General features: G+C 51.7%; 20 protein-coding genes. 18 read left to right on the top strand and 2 right to left on the bottom strand.

The genetic code is table 11. The annotated features are described in order from the left end of the window. Positions 1 to 144 precede the first annotated feature (144 nt). Complete coding sequence (gene kup / locus FCH32_RS18735) at positions 145 to 2,013, bottom strand: low affinity potassium transporter Kup (RefSeq protein WP_174361329.1); 1,869 nt, start codon at positions 2,011 to 2,013, stop codon at positions 145 to 147. 328 nt (positions 2,014 to 2,341) lie between these two features. Here kup and ravA point away from each other — a divergent pair, with 328 nt between their 5' ends. Beyond that, a complete protein-coding gene (ravA, locus tag FCH32_RS18730) occupies positions 2,342 to 3,838 on the top strand; it encodes an ATPase RavA (protein WP_174361328.1) in 1,497 nt (498 codons plus the stop codon). Continuing rightward, a complete protein-coding gene (viaA, locus tag FCH32_RS18725; protein WP_117342610.1) occupies positions 3,832 to 5,283 on the top strand; it encodes an ATPase RavA stimulator ViaA in 1,452 nt (483 codons plus the stop codon). The genes ravA and viaA overlap by 7 nt, the downstream gene beginning before the upstream one ends. 3 nt (positions 5,284 to 5,286) lie before the next feature. Here viaA and asnA read toward each other — a convergent pair whose 3' ends face one another. Next, positions 5,287 to 6,279, bottom strand: coding sequence for an aspartate--ammonia ligase (gene asnA / locus FCH32_RS18720; RefSeq protein ID WP_096758973.1), 993 nt, complete (start codon positions 6,277 to 6,279; stop codon positions 5,287 to 5,289). 151 nt (positions 6,280 to 6,430) lie between these two features. Here asnA and asnC point away from each other — a divergent pair, with 151 nt between their 5' ends. From asnC to FCH32_RS18640, 16 genes are all read left to right on the top strand, one after another. After that, a complete protein-coding gene (asnC, locus tag FCH32_RS18715) occupies positions 6,431 to 6,889 on the top strand; it encodes a transcriptional regulator AsnC (protein ID WP_045449013.1) in 459 nt (152 codons plus the stop codon). Positions 6,890 to 6,977: 88 nt separating this feature from the next. Beyond that, a complete protein-coding gene (mioC, locus tag FCH32_RS18710; RefSeq protein WP_096758974.1) occupies positions 6,978 to 7,427 on the top strand; it encodes an FMN-binding protein MioC in 450 nt (149 codons plus the stop codon). Between the two features lie 372 nt (positions 7,428 to 7,799). Further along, complete coding sequence (mnmG, locus tag FCH32_RS18705; protein WP_096758975.1) at positions 7,800 to 9,689, top strand: tRNA uridine-5-carboxymethylaminomethyl(34) synthesis enzyme MnmG; 1,890 nt, start codon at positions 7,800 to 7,802, stop codon at positions 9,687 to 9,689. A 105-nt stretch (positions 9,690 to 9,794) separates the two neighbouring features. Continuing rightward, a complete protein-coding gene (gene rsmG / locus FCH32_RS18700; RefSeq protein ID WP_115259873.1) occupies positions 9,795 to 10,418 on the top strand; it encodes a 16S rRNA (guanine(527)-N(7))-methyltransferase RsmG in 624 nt (207 codons plus the stop codon). A 615-nt stretch (positions 10,419 to 11,033) separates the two neighbouring features. Continuing rightward, positions 11,034 to 11,414, top strand: a complete 381-nt coding sequence (atpI, locus tag FCH32_RS18695) for a F0F1 ATP synthase subunit I (RefSeq protein WP_096758977.1) — start codon at positions 11,034 to 11,036, stop codon at positions 11,412 to 11,414. A 7-nt stretch (positions 11,415 to 11,421) separates the two neighbouring features. Then, entirely contained in the window at positions 11,422 to 12,237 is an 816-nt protein-coding gene (atpB, locus tag FCH32_RS18690) for a F0F1 ATP synthase subunit A (RefSeq protein ID WP_096758978.1), read from the top strand. 46 nt (positions 12,238 to 12,283) lie between these two features. Beyond that, positions 12,284 to 12,523 (top strand): F0F1 ATP synthase subunit C, encoded by a 240-nt coding sequence (atpE, locus tag FCH32_RS18685; protein ID WP_000429386.1) that lies wholly within the window; start codon positions 12,284 to 12,286, stop codon positions 12,521 to 12,523. A gap of 59 nt (positions 12,524 to 12,582) precedes the next feature. Beyond that, a complete protein-coding gene (atpF, locus tag FCH32_RS18680) occupies positions 12,583 to 13,053 on the top strand; it encodes a F0F1 ATP synthase subunit B (protein WP_003827022.1) in 471 nt (156 codons plus the stop codon). A gap of 14 nt (positions 13,054 to 13,067) precedes the next feature. Then, on the top strand, positions 13,068 to 13,601 hold the full coding sequence (gene atpH / locus FCH32_RS18675; RefSeq protein ID WP_096758979.1) for a F0F1 ATP synthase subunit delta: 534 nt from the start codon (positions 13,068 to 13,070) through the stop codon (positions 13,599 to 13,601). 12 nt (positions 13,602 to 13,613) lie between these two features. Beyond that, positions 13,614 to 15,155, top strand: coding sequence for a F0F1 ATP synthase subunit alpha (gene atpA / locus FCH32_RS18670; RefSeq protein ID WP_003827026.1), 1,542 nt, complete (start codon positions 13,614 to 13,616; stop codon positions 15,153 to 15,155). A gap of 50 nt (positions 15,156 to 15,205) precedes the next feature. Next, positions 15,206 to 16,069, top strand: a complete 864-nt coding sequence (gene atpG / locus FCH32_RS18665) for a F0F1 ATP synthase subunit gamma (protein WP_096758980.1) — start codon at positions 15,206 to 15,208, stop codon at positions 16,067 to 16,069. Positions 16,070 to 16,095: 26 nt separating this feature from the next. After that, entirely contained in the window at positions 16,096 to 17,478 is a 1,383-nt protein-coding gene (gene atpD / locus FCH32_RS18660; RefSeq protein ID WP_096758981.1) for a F0F1 ATP synthase subunit beta, read from the top strand. Between the two features lie 20 nt (positions 17,479 to 17,498). After that, complete coding sequence (locus FCH32_RS18655) at positions 17,499 to 17,918, top strand: F0F1 ATP synthase subunit epsilon (protein WP_005121460.1); 420 nt, start codon at positions 17,499 to 17,501, stop codon at positions 17,916 to 17,918. A 656-nt stretch (positions 17,919 to 18,574) separates the two neighbouring features. After that, a complete protein-coding gene (gene glmU, locus FCH32_RS18650) occupies positions 18,575 to 19,945 on the top strand; it encodes a bifunctional UDP-N-acetylglucosamine diphosphorylase/glucosamine-1-phosphate N-acetyltransferase GlmU (protein WP_115259874.1) in 1,371 nt (456 codons plus the stop codon). Between the two features lie 364 nt (positions 19,946 to 20,309). Next, entirely contained in the window at positions 20,310 to 22,139 is a 1,830-nt protein-coding gene (glmS, locus tag FCH32_RS18645) for a glutamine--fructose-6-phosphate transaminase (isomerizing) (RefSeq protein ID WP_115259875.1), read from the top strand. 105 nt (positions 22,140 to 22,244) lie between these two features. Continuing rightward, a complete protein-coding gene (locus tag FCH32_RS18640; RefSeq protein ID WP_174361327.1) occupies positions 22,245 to 23,132 on the top strand; it encodes an AraC family transcriptional regulator in 888 nt (295 codons plus the stop codon). Positions 23,133 to 23,144: the final 12 nt, after the last annotated feature.

Raw genomic sequence — 23,144 nt, 5'->3', positions numbered from 1 at the left:
GAAGAATGCACATAAAACCACCATGACGTTACGAAAATGTGATCGTCATCGAAACGTTTCGCAAGCCGTATCATCAGAAGAAAGGAAAATGTGAGGGGGAAAACAAAACGCCCCCTTTCATGAAGAAAGAGGGCGTCGGTAACGTTAAATCTCGACCTGCGTCCCGAGCTCAATCACCCGGTTAGGTGGGATCTCAAACTGGTCCGGTGCACGTAGCGCATTGCGCTGCAACAGCAGATACAATTTGCCGCGCAGGCGTAAATACCACGGACGTTTGCCGACAATCAGCGACTCGTGCGACATGAAGAACGAGGTTTCCATCATCCGACAGCTTAGGCCTTCCAGCCCGCAGCGATGGAACACTTCCTCTACGTTTGGTGTTTCGCGCCAGCCGTAGCTGGCTACCACGCGCCAGAAGGTCGGCGACAGCTGCTCAATTTGCACCCTACGCACATTATGAACATACGGTGCATCTTCTGTACGCAGCGTCAGCAGGATCACGCGTTCATGCAGCACCTTGTTATGTTTGAGGTTATGCAGAAGCGCAAACGGGATGACGTTCATGGCACGGGACATATACACCGCTGTGCCAGGCACGCGTACCGGCGGCGATTTCTCCAGAGATGCAATCATCGCCTCCAGAGAATTACCGTGTTCATGCATACGACGCAGCAGACGGAAGCGCTCGCTTTTCCAGGTGGTCATGATGGTGAACATCACCAGACCCAGCGTCAGCGGCAGCCAACCACCAGAAATCAGCTTATCAAGGTTCGCGGAGAACAGCGGAATATCAATGCACAGGAAGGCCACCAGAATCAGGAACACAAAGTATTTATTCCAGTGCCAGTTTTTGCGCGCCACGGTTGTCGACAGAATAGACGTCAGCACCATCGTCCCCGTCACCGCAATACCGTACGCGGCGGCCAGGTTACTGGAGTGCTCAAAGCTGACAATCACAATCACCACGGCGATGTACAGCATCCAGTTGACGAACGGAATATAGATTTGCCCTGACTCCATCTCTGAAGTATGGATGATACGCATCGGCGACAGATATCCCAGACGTACCGCCTGCCGCGTCAATGAGAATACGCCAGAGATCACCGCCTGCGAGGCAATAACCGTGGCCAGCGCGGCAAGGATCAGCAGGGGAATCAACGCCCAGTCCGGTGCCAGCAGGAAGAACGGGTTTTTGATCGCTTCCGGATGTTTTAACAGCAATGCACCCTGGCCAAAATAGTTCAGCACCAGCGAAGGTAACACTACAGAGAACCACGCCAGGCGAATGGGGAACTTACCAAAGTGGCCCATATCCGCGTACAGCGCTTCAACGCCGGTGATCGACAGCACCACCGCGCCCAGCGCAATAAACGACAGCGTTTTATATTCGAGGAAGAAATGCACCGCCCACATTGGGTTTAACGCATGCAGCACTTCCGGGTTAGCAATAATACTACGTACTCCCAACACCGCCAGCACCAGGAACCAAACCAGCATAATAGGTGCAAAAAGCTTACCCACGGTACCAGTACCGTGCTTTTGAATCATAAACAGCAGTGTCAGGACAATAATAGAGAGCGGAACAATCCAGGTATCCAGTTGCGGTGCCACGATCTCCAGACCTTCGATCGCCGACATCACCGAAATGGCCGGCGTAATCACCACCTCACCATAGAAGAAGCTGCCGCCTATCAACCCCATAATGACCAGCATTGAGGTCGTTCGCGCCGACGTATTACGCCCGGCCAGTGACATTAGCGTCAGGATCCCGCCTTCTCCGGCGTTATCCGCACGCATGACAAACGTCAGGTACTTGATGGAGACAACAAAGATCAGCAGCCAGAAAATCAGCGAGAGAAAACCAAACACGGCATCACGTTCAACGCCAAAACCGAACTGCCCAGACAAACATTCACGGAGTGTATAAAGTGGGCTGGTACCAATATCACCGTAGACAACCCCAATAGCTGCAAGGGTAATCGCAGACAATGATTGCTTATTATCAGTGCTCATAGACTCGTCTTTCGTTTATACACGTCATTCTTCAGGCCGCTTCCATTGGCTTCACTCGTTATTCCGCCCATCCCAGGAGATAACTCATTTACCGTCTTCGTGCAGCTTGATTGATTTGGTGTATATATAAGAAATGTGTGCGTAGTCCCTTGGCCCACAAAAAGGCGCACAGTATGCACGATTAATCGCAAAATCGTACCCCTAAATGAGACCAGATTAATCTGGCTCAAAGAAAAATAAGCGCACCTTCAGTCTATTACTGCACTGGTGTGAAGCATCTATACTCGCAGTTTACGCAGTACATTTGGCGAAAGGACGCCACTTCATTATGGCTCACCCACATTTATTAGCGGAAAGAATTTCCCGTCTGAGCAATGCGCTGGAAAAGGGACTCTATGAACGTAGCCACGCCATTCGTCTGTGCCTGCTGGCGGCGCTTAGCGGTGAGAGTGTGTTCTTACTCGGCCCGCCAGGGATCGCAAAAAGCTTAATTGCACGTCGGCTGAAGTTTGCGTTTAAAAATGCGCGCGCTTTCGAATATTTGATGACGCGCTTCTCCACGCCAGAAGAAGTCTTCGGCCCGCTATCTATTCAGGCCCTGAAAGATGAAGGGCGCTATGAGCGCTTAACGGCGGGTTATCTTCCCGAAGCTGAAATCGTTTTTCTGGATGAAATCTGGAAGGCGGGCCCGGCCATCCTCAACACCCTGCTGACCGCCATTAACGAACGCCACTTCCGCAACGGCGCGTTTGAGGAAAAAATCCCGATGCGTCTGCTGGTGGCGGCCTCCAACGAACTGCCTGAAGCAGACAGCAGCCTGGAAGCACTGTACGACCGTATGCTAATTCGCCTGTGGCTGGACAAAGTGCAGGACAAGGCCAACTTCCGCTCCATGTTGTTAAGCCAGCAGGATGAAAGCGACAACCCTGTTCCGGCAACGTTACAGGTGACCGATGAAGAGTATTACCAGTGGCAAAAAGATATCGGCACCATCACGCTTCCCGATCGCGTCTTTGAGTTGGTCTATACGCTGCGCCAGCAGTTGGATGCACTACCGAACGCTCCTTACGTCTCTGACCGTCGCTGGAAAAAAGCGATCCGCCTGTTGCAGGCCAGCGCCTTCTTTAGCGGACGCGATGCGGTTGCGCCTATCGATCTTATCCTGTTGAAAGATTGCCTGTGGTACGACGCACAAAGCCTGAATCTGATGCAGCAGCAGATTGAAATATTGATGACCGGACACGCCTGGCAGCAGCAATCAATGCTAACGCGCCTCGGCGCGATTGTGCAGCGCCGCCTCCAGTTACAGCAGCAACAGAGCGATAAAACCGCCTTTACCGTTATTCGCCAGGGTGGGATGTTCAGCCGTCGTCCACATTATGATTTACCTGCAGACGTTAATACGGCGGTAGTGACGTTGCTGCTACAAAAGCCTTTAAAACTGCATGATATGGACGTTATCCATATTGCGTTTGAGCGTAGCGCGCTGGAGCAGTGGCTGACCAAAGGCAGTGAGATCCGCGGCAAGCTAAACGGCATAGGCTTTGCCCAGACGCTGAATATGGAAGTCGACAGCGACCAGCACCTGGTCGTGCGCGACGTCAGCTTACAAGGCTCCCGCCTGGCCCTTCCGGGTTCATCGAAAGATAATATGCCCAGCGAGATAAAAGAGCAGCTTGAGGCACTTGATACCGAGTGGCACCAGCAGCACCGCGGGTTTAGCGAACAACAAAAATGTCTGTTTATCCATAGCGACTGGTTAGGCCGGATTGAAGCCAGCCTGCAAGACGTTGGCGAGCAGATCCGCCAGGCACAGCAATGCTGACGCTTGATACGCTGAATATCATGCTGGCGGTAAGCGAAGAGGGGATGATCGAAGAGATGATCCTCGCGCTGCTGGCCTCCCCACAGCTGGCGGTTTTTTTTGAAAAATTCCCCCGGCTAAAGAAGGCGATAGCCAACGATCTTCCCCGCTGGCGCGAGGCATTACGCAACCGTCTGAAAGATACCCGCGTACCGCCGGAACTGACGGAAGAAGTGATGTGCTACCAGCAAAGTCAGCTCCTTTCCACCCCGCAGTTTATCGTCCAGTTACCGCAAATATTAACGCTACTGCACCGGTTGCATTCCCCCTATGCCGGGCAAGCCCAACAATTGGTTGATGGCAACAGTACATTCACTCCCGCGCTGCACACGCTGTTTTTACAACGCTGGCGTTTAAGCCTGGTGATTCAAACCACCACGCTGAATCACCAGTTGCTGGAAGAAGAACGCGAACAGTTGCTCAGTGAAGTTCAGGAACGTATGACGCTGAGCGGACAGCTGGATCCGGTGCTGGCGGAAAACGACACCGCCGCAGGCCGTTTATGGGACATGAGCGCAGGTCAAATCAAGCGCGGCGATTACCAGTTGATCGTGAAGTACGGTGATTTCCTGACGCAGCAGCCCGAACTCCAACGCTTAGCCGAACAGTTGGGACGCTCCCGGGAAGCCAAATCGGTTCCGCGGAAAGATGCGCCAATGGAAACCTTTCGCACGCTGGTACGCGAACCCGCCACCGTCCCGGAGCAGGTTGATGGCATCCAACAAAGCGACGATATTCTGCGTTTACTCCCTCCGGAGCTGGCGACCCTTGGCATCACCGAACTGGAATATGAGTTCTATCGGCGGCTAGTGGAAAAACAGCTGCTGACATACCGCCTGCATGGCGAAGCCTGGCGTGAAAAAGTCACCGAGCGCCCGGTCGTGCATCAGGATTTTGACGAGCAGCCTCGCGGACCATTTATTGTCTGCGTGGATACGTCGGGTTCAATGGGAGGATTTAATGAGCAGTGCGCGAAAGCCTTTTGTCTGGCGCTAATGCGCGTGGCCCTTGCCGATAACCGTCGCTGCTACATCATGTTATTTTCGACTGAAGTTGTGCGCTACGAACTGTCTGGTCCACAGGGCATTGAGCAGGCGATCCGTTTCTTAAGCCAGCGTTTTCGCGGCGGTACGGATATTGCCAGCTGTTTTCGCGCCATTATTGAAAGGATGCAGGGACGGGAGTGGTTTGATGCTGACGCGGTCGTGATTTCGGATTTTATCGCTCAGCGATTGCCTGATGAAGTAGTGAGTAAAGTTGGGGAGTTACAGCGGGTGCATCAACACCGTTTTCATGCGGTTGCGATGTCAGCCCATGGCAAACCCGGCATCATGCGCATTTTCGATCATATCTGGCGCTTTGATACCGGGATGCGAAGCCGCCTGCTCAGACGCTGGCAGCGTTAATACTTACAGCAGGGAGTCGACGCTTTCACGGACCTGCGCCGGCCATACGCCGCACTGTACCTGACCAATATGCGGCAACTGCAGCAACAACATGGTCAAACGTGACTGACCAATACCGCCGCCAATGGTCTGCGGCATTTCGCCACGCAGCAGCGCCTGGTGCCATTCCAGACTCAGGCGATCTTCGTCGCCCGTCAGGGAAAGCTGGTGTTTCAACGCATCGGCATCCACACGGATCCCCATGGAAGACAGTTCAAACGCATCTTCAAGAACCGGGTTCCAGACCAGAATATCGCCGTTCAGACCGGCGTAACCCAGCTCGGAAGCCGAACTCCAGTCATCATAATCCGGCGCACGTACGTCATGACGATGACCATCGCTGAGCTTGCCGCCGATCCCCACCAGGAATACCGCACCCAGATCTTTCGCGATGGCGCGTTCACGCCCTTTGGCATCAAGATCCGGATAACGCGCTAACAGCTCCTGGCTGTGAACAAAATGGATCTGCTCTGGCAGGAACGGTGCCAGACCAAATTCTTTGCTTACCGCCGCTTCGGTCGCCTTAATTCCCGCCCAGATAGCCTCTACCGTGCTTTTCAGGGTGGAGAATTGACGCTCACCGTCGCCCATTACGCGCTCCCAGTCCCACTGGTCCACATAGACCGAGTGAAGCGGAGAAAGACGGTCTTCATCCGGGCGCAGGGCTTTCATGTGCGTGTACAGCCCCTCACCCGCGCTGAAGTCGTGTTGTCCCAGCGTTTGACGCTTCCACTTCGCCAGTGAATGCACCACTTCGAACTGGGCGTCTGGCAAAGCTTTCACTTTCACCTGCACCGCTTTTTCACAGCCCGACAAGTTATCCTGCGTGCCATCTCCTACACGGCTCAGGATCGGTGCCTGGACTTCAATCAGCCCCAGACGCTCTTCCAGTTGGCGAGAAAAGTGAGATTTCACGAAGCTAATTTGACGTTGTTTGGCAATGTAAGCGGTTTTCATTATGTTTACTCCTGTGTCCTGTTGCCTATGATTAAGCAACAGAATGCGGTCAATATTCAATAATCAACAAACAAAAAGCCTCATTAGATTTTAATTCGTTAAAATAAACCGCTAAAATAGAGCGAATCATCAATCTACATAAGAAAAACCTATGGAAAATTATCAGATCGACAATCTGGACCGCGGCATTCTCGACGCCCTAATGGAAAATGCCCGTACAGCCTACGCTGAACTGGCTAAACAGTTTGGTGTCAGCCCGGGGACGATCCACGTGCGCGTAGAGAAGATGAAACAGGCTGGGATCATTACCGGGGCGCGCATTGACGTCAGCCCCAAACAGTTGGGCTATGACGTTGGCTGTTTTATCGGCATCATCCTGAAAAGCGCGAAAGACTATCCGTCCGCACTGGCCAGACTGGAAAGCCTTGATGAAGTAACCGAAGCGTATTACACCACCGGGCACTACAGCATCTTTATTAAGGTCATGTGCCGATCCATCGACGCCTTACAGCAGGTACTTATCAACAAGATCCAAACAATCGATGAAATTCAGTCCACTGAAACCTTGATCGTCCTGCAGAACCCGATTATGCGTACTATTCGTCCATAATCGTTTTTTTTAATCCCCTATTTTTCCACAGGTAGATCCCAGCTCGCTCACAGCGTACAATACGCACTCTTTATAGAGGTGGGCGAGCATGGCAGACATTACTCTTATCAGCGGCAGTACCCTTGGCGGTGCTGAATACGTTGCAGAACATCTGGCTGAAAAGCTGGAGGATGCAGGTTTTTCAACCGAAACCTTGCACGGCCCGCAGGTCGAGGAGCTTTCAAGCTCTGGCATTTGGCTGGTGATCAGCTCAACGCACGGTGCGGGAGACATTCCGGACAACCTGCTTCCCTTCTATAACGATCTTCAGTCTCAGAAACCCGACCTTTCCCAGGTTCGTTTTGGTGCAATTGGCATTGGCAGTCGCGAATATGACACCTTCTGTGGCGCGATCGATAAATTACAGACTGAACTGACCGCGTCTGGTGCAAAACAGATAGGCGAAACACTCAAGATCAACGTCCTCGAACACGACATTCCGGAAGATCCAGCAGAAGTTTGGCTCGGATCCTGGATTAATTTACTCAAAAACGTGTAAAGATCGTGCGATCAAGTGTGGATAACTCTGGTAGTAAGCTTGGATCAACCGGTAGTTATCCAAAGAACAACCGTTGTTCAGTTTTTGAGTTGTGTATAACCCTTCATTTTGATCCCAGCTTATACGGACCAGGATCACCGATCATTCACAGTTAATGATCCTCAGCAACGTGTTGATCTTATTCAGAGGATCGCCCTTATCCACAGAACATCGCGATCCTAATAAGAGATCACAATAAAACAGATCTCTAAATAAAAAGATCTTCTTTTTAATACCCAGGATCCAAGGTCTTTCTCGATCGACTAAAGTTGAGTAGAATCCACGGCCCGGGCTTCAATCCATTTTCACACCGCGTTATGCGAGGCAATTACCATGTTTTATCAGGATCCTTTTGACGTCATCATCATTGGCGGGGGTCATGCAGGCACCGAGGCCGCGATGGCCGCGGCGCGAATGGGTCAACAGACCCTGCTGTTGACACACAATATCGACACTCTGGGACAGATGAGCTGCAACCCGGCGATCGGCGGTATTGGGAAAGGACACCTGGTAAAAGAAGTGGATGCGCTCGGTGGGCTGATGGCCAAAGCGATCGACCATGCAGGCATTCAGTTTAGGATACTAAACGCGAGCAAAGGACCGGCGGTGCGCGCCACCCGTGCTCAGGCAGACCGCGTGCTGTATCGCCAGGCCGTTCGTACTGCTCTGGAGAATCAGCCAAACCTGATGATCTTCCAGCAGGCGGTTGAAGATCTGATTGTGGAAAACGATCGTGTTGTCGGGGCAGTGACCCAAATGGGACTGAAGTTCCGTGCCAAAGCCGTGGTCTTAACGGTCGGAACCTTCCTCGACGGTAAAATTCATATCGGTCTGGACAACTACAGCGGTGGCCGTGCAGGCGATCCGCCGTCTATTCCGCTGTCACGCCGCCTGCGCGAACTGCCGCTACGCGTCAGCCGCCTGAAAACAGGTACACCACCGCGAATTGATGCGCGTACTATCGATTTCAGCGTGCTGGGTCAGCAGAACAGCGATAACCCCATGCCGGTCTTCTCGTTCCTTGGCGACGTCTCTCAACACCCGCGCCAGATGCCGTGTTATATCACGTATACCAACGAGAAAACCCATGACGTGATCCGCAATAACCTCGATCGTAGCCCGATGTATGCTGGCGTGATCGAAGGGATCGGCCCACGCTACTGCCCGTCGATCGAAGACAAAGTGATGCGCTTTGCCGACAGGAACCAGCATCAGATTTTCCTCGAGCCGGAAGGACTGACGTCCAACGAAATTTACCCGAACGGTATCTCCACCAGCCTACCGTTTGATGTGCAGATGCAAATTGTCCGCTCAATGCAGGGGATGGAAAACGCCCGAATCGTCCGCCCTGGCTATGCGATTGAGTATGATTTCTTCGATCCGCGCGACCTAAAACCGACTCTGGAAAGCAAATTTATTCAGGGCCTGTTCTTTGCGGGACAAATCAACGGTACAACGGGTTACGAAGAAGCCGCTGCGCAAGGTTTACTTGCGGGCCTCAACGCTGCTCGCCTGTCAGCCGACAAAGAAGGCTGGGCGCCTGCGCGTTCTCAGGCCTATCTCGGCGTGCTGGTGGACGATCTCTGCACGCTGGGTACCAAAGAACCGTACCGCATGTTTACCTCACGAGCGGAATACCGTTTGATGCTGCGTGAGGACAATGCCGATCTCCGTCTGACCGAAAAAGGACGCGAGCTGGGTCTGGTGGATGATGCACGCTGGGCGCGCTTCAACGAAAAACTGGAGCGCATTGAACAAGAACGTCAGCGTCTGAAATCGACCTGGGTGAACCCATTAGCCGAGACTGCTGCAGAAGTGAACGCTTACCTGGCTACCCCGTTGTCACGTGAGGCCAGCGGTGAAGATCTCCTGCGTCGCCCGGACGTGACCTACGCGCAACTGACGTCGTTGTCAGCGTTTGCACCAGGCCTTGACGATGCTCAGGCCGCTGAACAGGTTGAGATTCAAGTTAAGTACGAAGGCTATATCGCTCGCCAGCAGGACGAGATCGAAAGACACCAGCGTAATGAAAACACCCTGTTGCCTGCGACCCTGGATTATCGCCAGGTATCCGGCTTGTCGAATGAAGTCATTGCTAAGCTGAACGATCACAAACCGGTGTCTATCGGTCAGGCATCGCGCATATCTGGCGTTACGCCTGCCGCCATCTCCATTTTGCTGGTATGGCTGAAAAAACAAGGTATGCTGCGCCGTAGCGCTTAATGACACACTATTTTGGCGGGGGCGCTTTGCTTGCCCGCCCTACAAATTTGTAGGCCCGGTCAGCGTTAGTGCCATCGGGCAAATTATCATCAACAGGTAAAGACCGTGCTCAACAAACTCTCTCGTCTGCTGGCCGATGCCGGTATATCTCTTACCGATCACCAGAAAAATCAGCTGATAGCGTATGTCGATATGCTGCATAAATGGAACAAAGCGTACAACCTGACGTCGGTGCGTGATCCCAACGACATGCTGGTACGTCATATTCTGGACAGCATTGTCGTTGCGCCACATCTGCAGGGAGAACGTTTTATTGACGTTGGTACGGGTCCTGGGCTGCCGGGTATTCCGCTCTCCATTGTACGTCCAGATGCGCATTTCACTCTGTTAGACAGTTTGGGGAAACGCGTACGCTTCTTGCGTCAGGTGCAGCATGAACTCAAGCTGGAAAACATCACCCCGGTACAAAGTCGGGTTGAGGATTTTCCTTCGGAACCGCCTTTTGATGGCGTGATCAGCCGTGCTTTCGCTTCGCTGAACGATATGGTGACCTGGTGCCATCATTTACCGGGTCAAAACGGACGCTTTTACGCGTTGAAGGGGCAGTTGCCTGAGGATGAAATAGCCTCTTTGCCTGCTGAGTTCAGCGTCGAGTCGGTTGAAAAATTACGCGTTCCACAACTGGATGGCGAACGTCATCTGGTGGTGATTAAGCCAAACAAAATTTAATATTTGTCAAAAAAAATAGAAATAAAACGGTGCGTCAGGCGTTAAAAAATAGGGGTGATCGTGTGGTTAAATGTTGTTACATTTCACCGGTGACTTACTGTTTTGCATCATAACTATAACGTACCGTTTTTTGTTAAAAGTGAAACAAGTCAACTGTGAAAATATCAGGCTGCTAAAAATAGAACCTAACAATCATCGGTGTGTGTTAATTTTTTATTATAAATGTCAATGAGTGGTGTTTTTGTTGTTAGGCGCTATTTTTAAAAGAGTGATGATTTTTAGGCTTAAATATCAAAAAGATGAAAAGGCATCATTTGCCACGCAATTTAATTATGCGAAGGTGAATATGTTCAATATGTGATCTGTCGCACGCTTTGCAGCCAGTGTTTACGCGGTATTTGCAGTTTTGCATGATCGTTCACAGTTTGCCAAAAAGTAATAAATGTGGCCCAGAGAAAAATATTTAAACATTTATTCACTTTTTAGCTACTTATTGTTTGAAATCACGAAGGCGCACCGTATAATTTGTCCGCTTTTTGATGCTTGACTCTAAGCCATAAAGAACGTTTTATACGACACGCGGCGTACCTCGAAGGGAGCAGGAGTAAAAACGTGATGTCTATGTCGCTCTTGAGTCGAAACGTTGCACGTAAGCTTTTGCTCACACAGCTTCTGGTGGTAATGGCAAGTGGATTGCTGTTTAGCCTCAAAGACCCTTTCTGGGGCATCTCCGCATTGTGCGGTGGATTGGCAGTGTTACTGCCTAATATGTTGTTTATGATATTTGCCTGGCGTCACCAGGCACATACACCAGCAAGAGGTCGAGTGGCCTGGTCGTTCGCCTTCGGCGAAGCCTTCAAGGTGTTAGCGATGCTGGTTTTGCTGGTGGTGGCGTTGGCGGTTTTGAAGGCGGTATTTACGCCGCTGATCGTTACGTGGGTTTTGGTGCTGGTGGTTCAGATACTGGCACCGGCTGTAATTAACAACAAAGGGTAAAGGCATCATGGCTTCAGAAAATATGACGCCGCAGGATTACATAGGACACCATCTGAATAACCTTCAGTTGGACCTACGTACATTCTCGCTGGTGGATCCGCACAACCCCCCAGCCACCTTCTGGACGCTCAATATTGACTCCATGTTTTTCTCGGTGGTTCTGGGTCTGTTGTTCCTGCTTGTATTCCGTAGCGTGGCCAAAAAGGCAACCAGCGGCGTACCGGGTAAATTTCAGACCGCGATTGAGCTGGTAATCGGCTTTGTACATGGTAGCGTGAAAGACATGTACCATGGCAAAAGCAAGCTGATTGCTCCGCTGGCCCTGACGATTTTCGTCTGGGTATTCCTGATGAACCTGATGGATTTACTGCCTATCGACCTGCTGCCGTACATCGGCGAGCATATCTTTGGCCTGCCGGCTCTGCGTGTGGTTCCGTCTGCTGACGTGAACATCACCCTGTCGATGGCACTGGGCGTATTTATCCTCATTCTGTTCTACAGCATCAAAATGAAAGGCATCGGTGGCTTCACGAAAGAGTTGACGCTGCAGCCGTTCAATCACTGGGCGTTCATTCCTGTCAACTTAATCCTTGAAGGGGTAAGCCTGCTGTCCAAACCAATCTCTCTTGGTTTACGACTGTTCGGTAACATGTATGCCGGTGAGCTGATTTTCATTCTGATTGCTGGTCTGTTGCCGTGGTGGTCACAGTGGATCCTGAATGTGCCATGGGCCATTTTCCACATACTGATTATCACGCTGCAAGCCTTCATCTTCATGGTTCTGACGATTGTCTATCTGTCGATGGCGTCTGAAGAGCATTAATTTACCAACACTACTACGTTTTAACTGAAACAAACTGGAGACTGTCATGGAAAACCTGAATATGGATCTGCTGTACATGGCTGCCGCTGTGATGATGGGTCTGGCGGCAATCGGTGCTGCGATCGGTATCGGCATCCTCGGGGGTAAATTCCTGGAAGGCGCAGCGCGTCAACCTGATCTGATTCCTCTGCTGCGTACTCAGTTCTTTATCGTTATGGGTCTGGTGGATGCTATCCCGATGATCGCTGTAGGTCTGGGTCTGTACGTGATGTTCGCTGTCGCGTAGTAAGCGTTGCTTGAATTAAGAGCAATATCAGAACGTTAACTAGATAGAGGCATTGTGCTGTGAATCTTAACGCAACAATCCTCGGCCAGGCCATCGCGTTTGTCCTGTTCGTTCTGTTCTGCATGAAGTACGTATGGCCGCCATTAATGGCAGCCATCGAAAAACGTCAGAAAGAAATTGCTGACGGTCTTGCTTCTGCGGAACGAGCACATAAGGATCTTGACCTTGCAAAGGCCAGCGCGACCGACCAGCTGAAAAAAGCGAAGGCGGAAGCTCAGGTAATCATTGAGCAGGCGAACAAACGTCGCGCTCAGATCCTGGACGAAGCCAAAACTGAAGCAGAGCAGGAACGTACTAAAATCGTGGCACAAGCGCAGGCGGAAATTGACGCCGAACGTAAACGTGCCCGCGAAGAACTGCGTAAGCAAGTCGCTATCCTGGCTGTTGCTGGCGCCGAGAAGATCATCGAACGTTCCGTGGATGAAGCTGCTAACAGCGACATCGTGGACAAACTTGTCGCTGAACTGTAAGGAGGGAGGGGCTGATGTCTGAATTTATTACGGTAGCTCGCCCCTACGCCAAAGCAGCTTTTGACTTTGCCGTTGAGCACCAGAGCGTTGACCGTTGGCAGGATATGCTGACGTTCGCCGCTGAGGTGACGAAGAACGAACAAATGGCAGAGCTTCTCTCTGGCGCGCTGGCGCCGGAAACGCTCGCTGAGTCGTTTATCGCAGTCTGCGGTGAGCAGCTGGACGAAAGCGGCCAAAACCTGATTAAGGTAATGGCTGAAAATAACCGTCTGAATGCGCTCCCGGATGTTCTTGAGCAGTTTATTCACCTGCGTGCAGCCAGTGAGGCTATCTCTGAGGTAGAAGTCACTTCTGCCAATGCACTGAGTGATGAGCAGCTTGCGAAGATCAGCGCCGCGATGGAAAAACGTCTGTCACGCAAAGTTAAGCTGAATTGCAAAATCGATAAGTCTGTAATGGCGGGCGTAATCATCCGTGCGGGTGATATGGTCATTGATGGCAGCGTACGCGGCCGTCTTGAGCGCCTTGCAGACGTCTTGCAGTCTTAAGGGGACTGGAGCATGCAACTGAATTCCACCGAAATCAGCGAACTGATCAAGCAGCGCATTGCTCAGTTCAGTGTTGTGAGCGAAGCTCATAACGAAGGTACTATTGTTTCTGTAAGTGACGGTGTTATCCGCATCCACGGCCTTGCCGATTGTATGCAGGGTGAGATGATTTCCCTGCCGGGTAACCGTTACGCTATCGCACTGAACCTGGAGCGCGACTCCGTAGGTGCAGTTGTGATGGGTCCATACGCTGACCTCGCCGAAGGCATGAAGGTTAAGTGTACGGGTCGTATCCTTGAAGTTCCGGTAGGCCGTGGCCTGCTGGGTCGTGTGGTGAACACTCTGGGTTCCCCAATCGACGGTAAAGGTCCGGTTGATAACGATGGCTTCTCGCCAATCGAAGTTATCGCACCGGGCGTAATCGAACGTCAGTCCGTCGATCAGCCGGTACAGACCGGTTATAAATCCGTTGATGCCATGATCCCAATCGGACGTGGTCAGCGTGAGCTGATCATCGGTGACCGTCAGACCGGTAAAACCGCGATGGCGATCGATGCGATCATCAACCAACGTGACTCCGGCATCAAATGTGTGTACGTGGCTATCGGCCAGAAAGCGTCCACCATTTCTAACGTGGTTCGTAAACTGGAAGAGCACGGCGCACTGTCCAACACTATCGTTGTTGTGGCTACCGCGTCTGAATCTGCTGCACTGCAATATCTGGCACCGTATGCTGGTTGCGCAATGGGCGAATACTTCCGTGACCGCGGTGAAGATGCACTGATCGTTTACGATGACCTGTCCAAACAGGCTGTTGCTTACCGTCAGGTTTCCCTGCTGCTGCGTCGTCCGCCAGGACGTGAAGCATTCCCAGGCGACGTATTTTACCTCCACTCCCGTCTGCTGGAGCGCGCATCCCGCGTTAACGCTGAATACGTTGAGAAGTTCACCAATGGTGAAGTTAAAGGTAAAACCGGCTCCCTGACCGCTCTGCCGATTATCGAAACCCAGGCGGGTGACGTTTCTGCGTTCGTTCCGACCAACGTAATCTCAATTACCGATGGTCAGATCTTCCTGGAAACCAACCTGTTTAACTCCGGTATTCGTCCGGCGGTTAACCCAGGTATCTCCGTATCGCGTGTAGGTGGTGCAGCGCAGACCAAGATCATCAAGAAACTGTCCGGTGGTATTCGTACCGCGCTGGCACAGTATCGTGAACTGGCCGCGTTTTCTCAGTTCGCTTCCGACCTGGATGAAGCTACGCGTAAGCAGCTGAGCCATGGTCAGAAAGTCACTGAGCTGCTGAAGCAGAAACAGTATGCCCCAATGTCTGTTGCACAACAGGGTGTGGTGTTGTTTGCGGCTGAACGCGGTTACCTCGAAGATGTGGAACTGGCGAAAATCGGTAGCTTTGAAGCCGCTCTGCTGGCTTACGTCGACCGTGATCACGCTCCGCTGATGCAAGAGATTAACCAGTCCGGTGGCTATAACGATGAAATCGAAGGCAAGCTGAAAGCTATCCTCGATTCCTTCAAAGCAACCCAGTCCTGGTAACGTCTGGCGGTCTGTCCTAGGGCGGACCGCAAGGCATTGAGGAGAAGCTCATGGCCGGCGCAAAAGAGATACGTAGTAAGATCGCAAGCGTCCAGAACACGCAGAAGATCACTAAAGCGATGGAGATGGTCGCCGCTTCCAAAATGCGTAAATCGCAGGATCGCATGGCGGCCAGCCGTCCTTATGCAGAGACCATGCGCAAAGTGATTGGTCACCTTGCGAATGGTAATCTGGAATATAAGCACCCTTACCTGGAAGAACGCGACGTTAAACGCGTGGGCTACCTGGTGGTGTCGACCGACCGTGGTCTGTGCGGCGGCTTGAACATTAACCTGTTCAAAAAACTGTTGGCGGATATGAAAGCATGGTCCGATAAAGGCGTTCAGTGCGACATCGCAATGATCGGCTCTAAGGGCGTGTCTTTCTTTAACTCTGTTGGCGGTAACGTGGTTGCTCAGGTAACCGGTATGGGGGATAACCCTTCCCTGTCCGAACTGATCGGTCCGGTTAAAGTGATGCTGCAGGCCTACGATGAAGGCCGTCTGGACAGACTGTACGTTGTCAGCAACAAATTTATTAACACCATGTCACAGGTTCCGACCCTGACTCAGATGTTGCCATTACCGGCATCAGAAGATGAAGAGTTGAAACAAAAAGCCTGGGATTACCTGTATGAACCAGACCCGAAACCGCTGCTGGATACCCTGCTGCGTCGTTACGTTGAATCTCAGGTTTATCAGGGCGTGGTAGAAAACCTGGCCAGCGAGCAGGCCGCACGTATGGTGGCGATGAAAGCCGCGACCGACAATGGCGGCAGCCTGATTAAAGAGCTGCAGTTGGTATACAACAAAGCTCGTCAGGCCAGCATTACTCAGGAACTCACCGAGATTGTCGGTGGTGCATCCGCGGTATAACCAGGTTAATTCGTAGAGGATTCAAGATGGCTACTGGAAAAATTGTCCAGGTAATCGGCGCCGTAGTTGACGTCGAATTCCCTCAGGATGCCGTACCGCGTGTGTACGAAGCCCTTGAGGTTCAGAATGGTAATGAAGTTCTGGTGCTGGAAGTTCAGCAGCAGCTCGGCGGCGGTATCGTACGTACCATCGCCATGGGTTCTTCCGACGGTCTGCGTCGTGGTCTGGAAGTTAAAGACCTCGAGCACCCGATCGAAGTCCCGGTAGGTAAAGCAACACTGGGTCGTATCATGAACGTATTGGGTCACCCGATCGACATGAAAGGCGACATCGGTGAAGAAGAGCGTTGGGCTATCCACCGCGCGGCACCGTCCTATGAAGAGCTGTCCAGCTCTCAGGAACTGCTGGAAACCGGCATTAAAGTTATCGACCTGATGTGTCCGTTCGCGAAGGGCGGTAAAGTCGGTCTGTTCGGTGGTGCGGGTGTAGGTAAAACCGTAAACATGATGGAGCTGATCCGTAACATCGCGATCGAACACTCCGGTTATTCTGTGTTTGCGGGTGTAGGTGAACGTACTCGTGAGGGTAACGACTTCTACCACGAAATGACCGATTCCAACGTTCTGGACAAAGTATCCCTGGTATATGGCCAGATGAACGAGCCGCCGGGAAACCGTCTGCGCGTTGCACTGACCGGCCTGACCATGGCTGAGAAATTCCGTGACGAAGGTCGTGACGTACTGCTGTTCGTTGATAACATCTACCGTTACACCCTGGCCGGTACGGAAGTATCCGCACTGCTGGGTCGTATGCCATCAGCGGTAGGCTATCAGCCGACTCTGGCGGAAGAGATGGGTGTTCTTCAGGAACGTATCACCTCGACCAAAACCGGTTCTATCACCTCCGTTCAGGCGGTATACGTACCTGCGGATGACTTGACTGACCCATCCCCAGCCACCACCTTTGCTCACTTAGATGCAACCGTGGTACTGAGCCGTCAGATCGCATCCCTGGGTATCTACCCGGCCGTTGACCCGCTGGACTCCACCAGCCGTCAGCTGGATCCGCTGGTTGTTGGTCAGGAACACTACGACACCGCGCGTGGCGTACAGTCCCTGCTGCAGCGTTACCAGGAACTGAAAGACATCATCGCCATCCTGGGTATGGATGAACTGTCTGAAGAAGACAAACTGGTGGTAGCACGTGCGCGTAAGATCCAGCGCTTCCTGTCCCAGCCGTTCTTCGTTGCGGAAGTATTTACCGGTTCTCCGGGTAAATACGTTTCCCTGAAAGACACCATCCGTGGCTTTAAAGGCATCATGGAAGGCGAATACGACCACCTGCCAGAGCAAGCGTTCTACATGGTTGGTTCTATCGACGAAGCCGTGGAAAAAGCGAAAAAACTTTAACGCCTTAATCGGAGGGTGATATGGCAATGACTTACCACCTGGACGTCGTCAGCGCAGAGCAACAAATGTTCTCTGGTCTGGTCGAAAAAATCCAGGTAACGGGCAGTGAAGGTGAACTGGGTATTTTCCCGGGACACGCACCGCTGCTCACCGCCATTAAGCCTGGTATGATCCGCATCGTTAAACAGTTCGGTCATGAAGAGTTTATCTATCTGTCCGGCGGCATTCTTGAAGTGCAGCCTGGCAACGTGACCGTACTGGCTGATACCGCGATTCGCGGGCAGGATCTCGATGAAGCGAGAGCCCTGGAAGCGAAACGTAAGGCAGAAGAGCACATTAAGAGCTCTCATGGTGACGTGGATTACGCTCAGGCATCTGCGGAACTGGCCAAAGCGATCGCCAAACTGCGCGTTATCGAGTTGACCAAAAAAGCGATGTAACACCGGCTTGAAACACAAAAACCAGTCTGATTTCAGACTGGTTTTTTTATGCCTGTGTTTTAGATAATTTGAAACTGAAAAGGTATTTTAAAATTTATGTGATATTCATCACATAAATATTGATCGATTAAAAAATGAAGCGTAGACTCTTTTTTTGTGATGAGTGTCACATAATTAACTCAGATAAAAACGGGATACCAACATGAAACTGATCAACAAAATCATCGCCCTTTTCAGCAGCATGAACGTCTCTTTCGGCACGTTCAACCTGTAATACCTGCTTTAATGTGGCGCGATGCTTTGCGTAATTTATAAGCTAGCGCCATCTGTTCTCCTGTCGTTTTCGCACTATCCCCCGCCTCGATCCACTCCTTCTATTACTCCCTGAATTCGATAAATAAAATTGAGTCCGGACACTGAATTCTTTATTCATGGGGCAAAAAAATAGCAAAAACATTAACCTAAGGCTTTAATAAGAGCAGTCTCCTGTTTTTGGGAAGACAAAAGGCGTAGATATCGACGAAAATAGTGGGCTAAACGATAGGTATTTTCCCCTATTGAACGTTTTATCTTCGGCCCATTTCACGATGAAAAAAATGTAGTATTTTCAATGTGAAACGGTATAAATTCGTTCTTAAATTACAGTCAGGACGTGTATGTTGAATAGTGCTATGAGCGTCGTGATCCTTGCCGCAGGCAAAGGTACACGTATGTATTCCGATCTTCCTAAAGTGCTGCATACCCTCGCGGGCAAATCGATGGTCCAGCATGTCATTGATGCTGCTAATGAATTAGGCGCAACTCGCGTACATCTGGTCTACGGACACGGTGGCGATCTGCTTAAACAAACGCTGAAAGATGACAACCTGAACTGGGTTCTGCAAGCAGAGCAGTTGGGTACCGGTCATGCTATGCAGCAGGCGGCGCCATTCTTTGGTGATGACGAAGACATTTTGATGCTTTATGGCGATGTTCCGCTCATCTCCACCGACACCTTACAGCGTCTGCGCGATGCAAAACCGCAGGGTGGCATCGGCCTGTTAACGGTGAAACTGGATGACCCAACCGGCTACGGGCGTATTACGCGTGAAAACGGCGTGGTTACTGGCATCGTTGAGCATAAAGATGCCACCGACGAGCAGCGTCAGATTCAGGAAATCAATACCGGTATTCTGGTGGCTAACGGTGCAGACATGAAGCGCTGGCTGGCAAAACTCACCAACAACAATGCGCAGGGTGAATACTACATCACCGATATCATTGCGATGGCCTATCATGAAGGACGTGAGATTGCCGCGGTACATCCGGCGCGTATTAGCGAAACGGAAGGCGTCAATAATCGTCTGCAGCTTTCCCGCCTGGAGCGCGTTTATCAGTCCGAGCAGGCAGAAAAACTGCTGCTGGCTGGTGTGATGCTGCGCGATCCGGCGCGTTTTGATCTACGCGGTACGCTTATTCACGGGCGCGATGTTGAAATTGATACTAACGTTATCATTGAAGGTCACGTGACCCTCGGCGATCGCGTCAAGATTGGCGCAGGTTGCGTCATCAAGAACAGCGTGATTGGTGATGACTGTGAGCTTAGCCCATACAGCGTTGTGGAAGATGCACGCCTCGATGCGGCATGTACTATTGGTCCGTTTGCACGTTTACGTCCCGGTGCTGAGCTGCAGGAAGGCGCACACGTGGGTAACTTCGTCGAAATGAAAAAAGCGCGTCTGGGTAAAGGCTCCAAAGCCGGTCATCTGACGTATCTGGGCGATGCAGAAATTGGCGATAACGTGAACATCGGCGCAGGGACTATTACCTGCAACTACGATGGTGCCAATAAGTTTAAAACCATTATTGGCGACGATGTGTTTGTTGGTTCTGATACTCAGCTGGTGGCGCCTGTCTCCGTGGGTAAAGGCGCGACTATTGCCGCCGGGACCACCGTAACGCGTGATGTCGCGGATAACGAACTGGTTATCAGCCGGGTACCGCAGGTCCATAAACAGGGCTGGAAGCGTCCGGTGAAGAAGAAGTAATTAATTTTTGCTGGATGGCGACTTTGCCTTATCTGACCTACGTGCGGTGACGTTCAGTAGGCCTGATAAACGTGATTGCCATCAGGCAGACAAGAGATGAGGGGATAATATAATCCTCCGCTCAACACGCAGTACCATAAAAATAACCCCACTCTCTACAAGGCTCGGGGCGCCCGGAATACGGGTATTACCCAAAGTATTTCACGCTGTAGCAAGGCGGCAAACTTGGGAATCTACGGGAGCTTACTAAAGTAAGTGACCGTAGTGAGCAAGTGTAGCCAACGCAGCTACGGCGTGAAAGACGAAGGGGAAACAGGTTGACCGACAACGACAGGCACAATGCCTAAATTCGGAATCTAAAAATATGTGTGGAATTGTTGGCGCTATCGCGCAGCGTGATGTTGCTGAAATCCTTCTCGAAGGTTTACGTCGTCTGGAATATCGTGGTTATGACTCTGCCGGTCTGGCAGTTGTCGATGCTGAAGGCAAAATGACCCGTCTGCGTCGTCTGGGCAAAGTACAGATGCTTACCGCGGCTGCGGAAGAGCATCCGTTACATGGCGGCACCGGTATTGCTCACACGCGTTGGGCAACGCATGGCGAACCTTCAGAAGCGAACGCGCATCCGCATGTTTCTGATCACATTGTGGTGGTGCATAACGGCATCATCGAAAACCATGAACCGCTGCGTGAAATGCTGAAAACACGTGGCTACACTTTCGTGTCAGAAACCGACACCGAAGTGATTGCTCACCTGGTGCACTGGGAGCTGGAGCAGGGCGGTACTCTGCGTGAGGCCGTACTGCGGACTATCCCGCAGCTGCGCGGTGCATACGGTACGGTGATCATGGATACCCGTAACCCTGAAATCCTGCTGGCGGCGCGTTCTGGTAGCCCGCTGGTAATTGGTTTGGGCATGGGTGAGAACTTTATCGCTTCCGATCAGCTGGCGCTGCTGCCGGTAACCCGTCGCTTTATCTTCCTGGAAGAAGGCGATATTGCGGAAGTGACTCGTCGTTCAGTGACCATTTTCGACAAGTCTGGCGTGGAAGTTAAACGTCAGGACATTGAATCCAGTCTGCAATATGACGCGGGCGAAAAAGGTATCTATCGGCACTACATGCAGAAAGAGATCTACGAACAGCCGAATGCGATCAAAAATACGCTGACCGGGCGTATCAGCCACGGTGAGGTGGATTTAAGCGAGCTGGGTCCGCATGCCAACGAGATGCTGTCTCAGGTGGAGCATATTCAGATCATCGCCTGTGGTACGTCGTACAACTCCGGTATGGTGTCTCGCTACTGGTTTGAGTCGCTGGCGGGTATTCCGTGTGATGTAGAAATCGCCTCTGAATTCCGTTACCGCAAATCAGCGGTGCGTCGCAACAGCCTGATGATCACCCTGTCCCAGTCTGGTGAAACGGCGGATACCCTGGCGGGTCTGCGCTTATCAAAAGAGCTGGGTTATCTGGGATCGCTGGCGATTTGTAACGTACCGGGTTCTTCGCTGGTGCGTGAATCCGACCTGGCGATGATGACCAACGCCGGTACCGAAATCGGCGTGGCCTCCACGAAAGCATTTACCACCCAACTGACTGTACTGCTGATGCTGGTGGCGAAACTGTCACGTCTGAAAGGCCTGGATGCGTCTATTGAGCATGACATCGTTCACGGTCTGCAGGCGCTGCCGAACCGTATTGAGCAGATGCTGTCTCAGGACAAACGCATTGCTGCCCTGGCAGAAGATTTCTCTGACAAACACCATGCGCTGTTCCTCGGCCGTGGCGATCAGTATCCGATTGCGCTGGAAGGCGCGCTGAAGTTGAAAGAGATCTCTTATATTCACGCGGAAGCCTACGCAGCTGGCGAGCTGAAACACGGCCCGCTGGCGCTGATTGATGCGGATATGCCGGTTATCGTCGTGGCACCGAACAACGAACTGTTGGAAAAACTGAAATCCAACATTGAAGAAGTTCGTGCCCGTGGCGGCCAACTGTACGTCTTCGCCGATCAAGATGCGGGCTTTACCAGCAACGAAAACATGCACATCATTGAGATGCCGCATGTGGAAGAGGTGATTGCTCCGATCTTCTATACCGTTCCGCTGCAACTGCTGGCGTATCACGTGGCGCTGATTAAAGGCACCGATGTCGATCAGCCGCGCAACCTGGCGAAGTCAGTTACCGTAGAATAACGCGCCACGCGATTTATCGCGGAGATAGCGCTAAAAATCCGGCGTGCTGTTACGGCACTCCGGATTTTTTTATGTCTAAAATCAGTATATTAAATGAGGCAGAAGATGACGCAGGACTATCGTAAGTCGGTGTTCAGGGCAATGGACTACATCAGCCAGCATCTGGATCTTAACCCGACTCTGGAAGAGGTCTCGCGTGAGGTCGCTGTGTCCTGCTATCACTTTCATCGCATCTTCAAAGCACAGGTTGGCGAAACGGTCGCTGAATTTACCCGTCGTCTGCGGATGGAAAAGGCCGCTATGAGCCTGATTGACGCACCGCATAGCGATATTACCGGGCTGGCATTACAGGTCGGATTTTCCAGTTCGCAAAACTTTGCCCGGGCATTTCGCCGTCATTTTTCCGTATCGCCAGGCGAATTTCGTCGCTCCCTTCGGGAGGCAATAAAAAGCAAGACAGGACACGTCTCTCAGCAAAAAAGCACCTATTCTCAGTGCGATACTACCCAAGCACACTGGCATACAGCAGGCTTTTTGGGCGCAAAAGTCATTGCGCTCCCCACGCGTAGGGTCGCATTTATGCGCCGATTTGGACCATACGGTAAAGAGACCTGCCAACAAACGCATCAGGACTTGTTGACCTCGTTGCCCGCCAGAACGCCGTTACAGCCTGCCGGAATGCTATGTGTTTACTGGGATCCGCCAGATGTGACGGCAGAACAGCATTGCCGCACGGATGTTGGTTTTGAACTCAGCGAGGGGGAGCAGGTCAGTCGACATATCGCCGTGCAGACAATAGCCGCCGGAAATTATCTGGTATGCAAGTGCGCAGCTTGGGGAGATCAGGTTGATAACACCTGGGCGCTCGCCTTTGCCTGGATGCGAACGAAAGGGCTGATGAAAAGCGATAAACCTTGCTACGAAATGTATTACAACGAAACCAATGCCGCGCATGATTATTATGTCTATGACATTTGCATCCCTTTGAATTAACGCCAGAAAAAT

Source organism: Citrobacter gillenii, from assembly GCF_013337685.1.
Taxonomy (GTDB): Bacteria; Pseudomonadota; Gammaproteobacteria; order Enterobacterales; family Enterobacteriaceae; genus Citrobacter; species Citrobacter gillenii.
This window is presented reverse-complemented; position numbering and strand designations above follow the sequence as displayed.

Excerpts from the sequence above, each read along its gene's own strand:
- atpB (WP_096758978.1), top strand. The coding sequence starts at position 11,422 with ATGGCTTCAGAAAATATGACGCCGCAGGATTACATAGGACACCATCTG.
- atpI (WP_096758977.1), top strand. The coding sequence starts at position 11,034 with ATGTCTATGTCGCTCTTGAGTCGAAACGTTGCACGTAAGCTTTTGCTC.
- viaA (WP_117342610.1), top strand. The coding sequence starts at position 3,832 with ATGCTGACGCTTGATACGCTGAATATCATGCTGGCGGTAAGCGAAGAG.
- kup (WP_174361329.1), bottom strand. The coding sequence starts at position 2,013 with ATGAGCACTGATAATAAGCAATCATTGTCTGCGATTACCCTTGCAGCT.
- atpG (WP_096758980.1), top strand. The coding sequence starts at position 15,206 with ATGGCCGGCGCAAAAGAGATACGTAGTAAGATCGCAAGCGTCCAGAAC.
- mnmG (WP_096758975.1), top strand. The coding sequence starts at position 7,800 with ATGTTTTATCAGGATCCTTTTGACGTCATCATCATTGGCGGGGGTCAT.
- ravA (WP_174361328.1), top strand. The coding sequence starts at position 2,342 with ATGGCTCACCCACATTTATTAGCGGAAAGAATTTCCCGTCTGAGCAAT.
- glmU (WP_115259874.1), top strand. The coding sequence starts at position 18,575 with ATGTTGAATAGTGCTATGAGCGTCGTGATCCTTGCCGCAGGCAAAGGT.
- atpA (WP_003827026.1), top strand. The coding sequence starts at position 13,614 with ATGCAACTGAATTCCACCGAAATCAGCGAACTGATCAAGCAGCGCATT.
- asnC (WP_045449013.1), top strand. The coding sequence starts at position 6,431 with ATGGAAAATTATCAGATCGACAATCTGGACCGCGGCATTCTCGACGCC.
- asnA (WP_096758973.1), bottom strand. The coding sequence starts at position 6,279 with ATGAAAACCGCTTACATTGCCAAACAACGTCAAATTAGCTTCGTGAAA.
- mioC (WP_096758974.1), top strand. The coding sequence starts at position 6,978 with ATGGCAGACATTACTCTTATCAGCGGCAGTACCCTTGGCGGTGCTGAA.
- atpE (WP_000429386.1), top strand. The coding sequence starts at position 12,284 with ATGGAAAACCTGAATATGGATCTGCTGTACATGGCTGCCGCTGTGATG.
- glmS (WP_115259875.1), top strand. The coding sequence starts at position 20,310 with ATGTGTGGAATTGTTGGCGCTATCGCGCAGCGTGATGTTGCTGAAATC.
- FCH32_RS18655 (WP_005121460.1), top strand. The coding sequence starts at position 17,499 with ATGGCAATGACTTACCACCTGGACGTCGTCAGCGCAGAGCAACAAATG.
- atpD (WP_096758981.1), top strand. The coding sequence starts at position 16,096 with ATGGCTACTGGAAAAATTGTCCAGGTAATCGGCGCCGTAGTTGACGTC.
- FCH32_RS18640 (WP_174361327.1), top strand. The coding sequence starts at position 22,245 with ATGACGCAGGACTATCGTAAGTCGGTGTTCAGGGCAATGGACTACATC.
- atpH (WP_096758979.1), top strand. The coding sequence starts at position 13,068 with ATGTCTGAATTTATTACGGTAGCTCGCCCCTACGCCAAAGCAGCTTTT.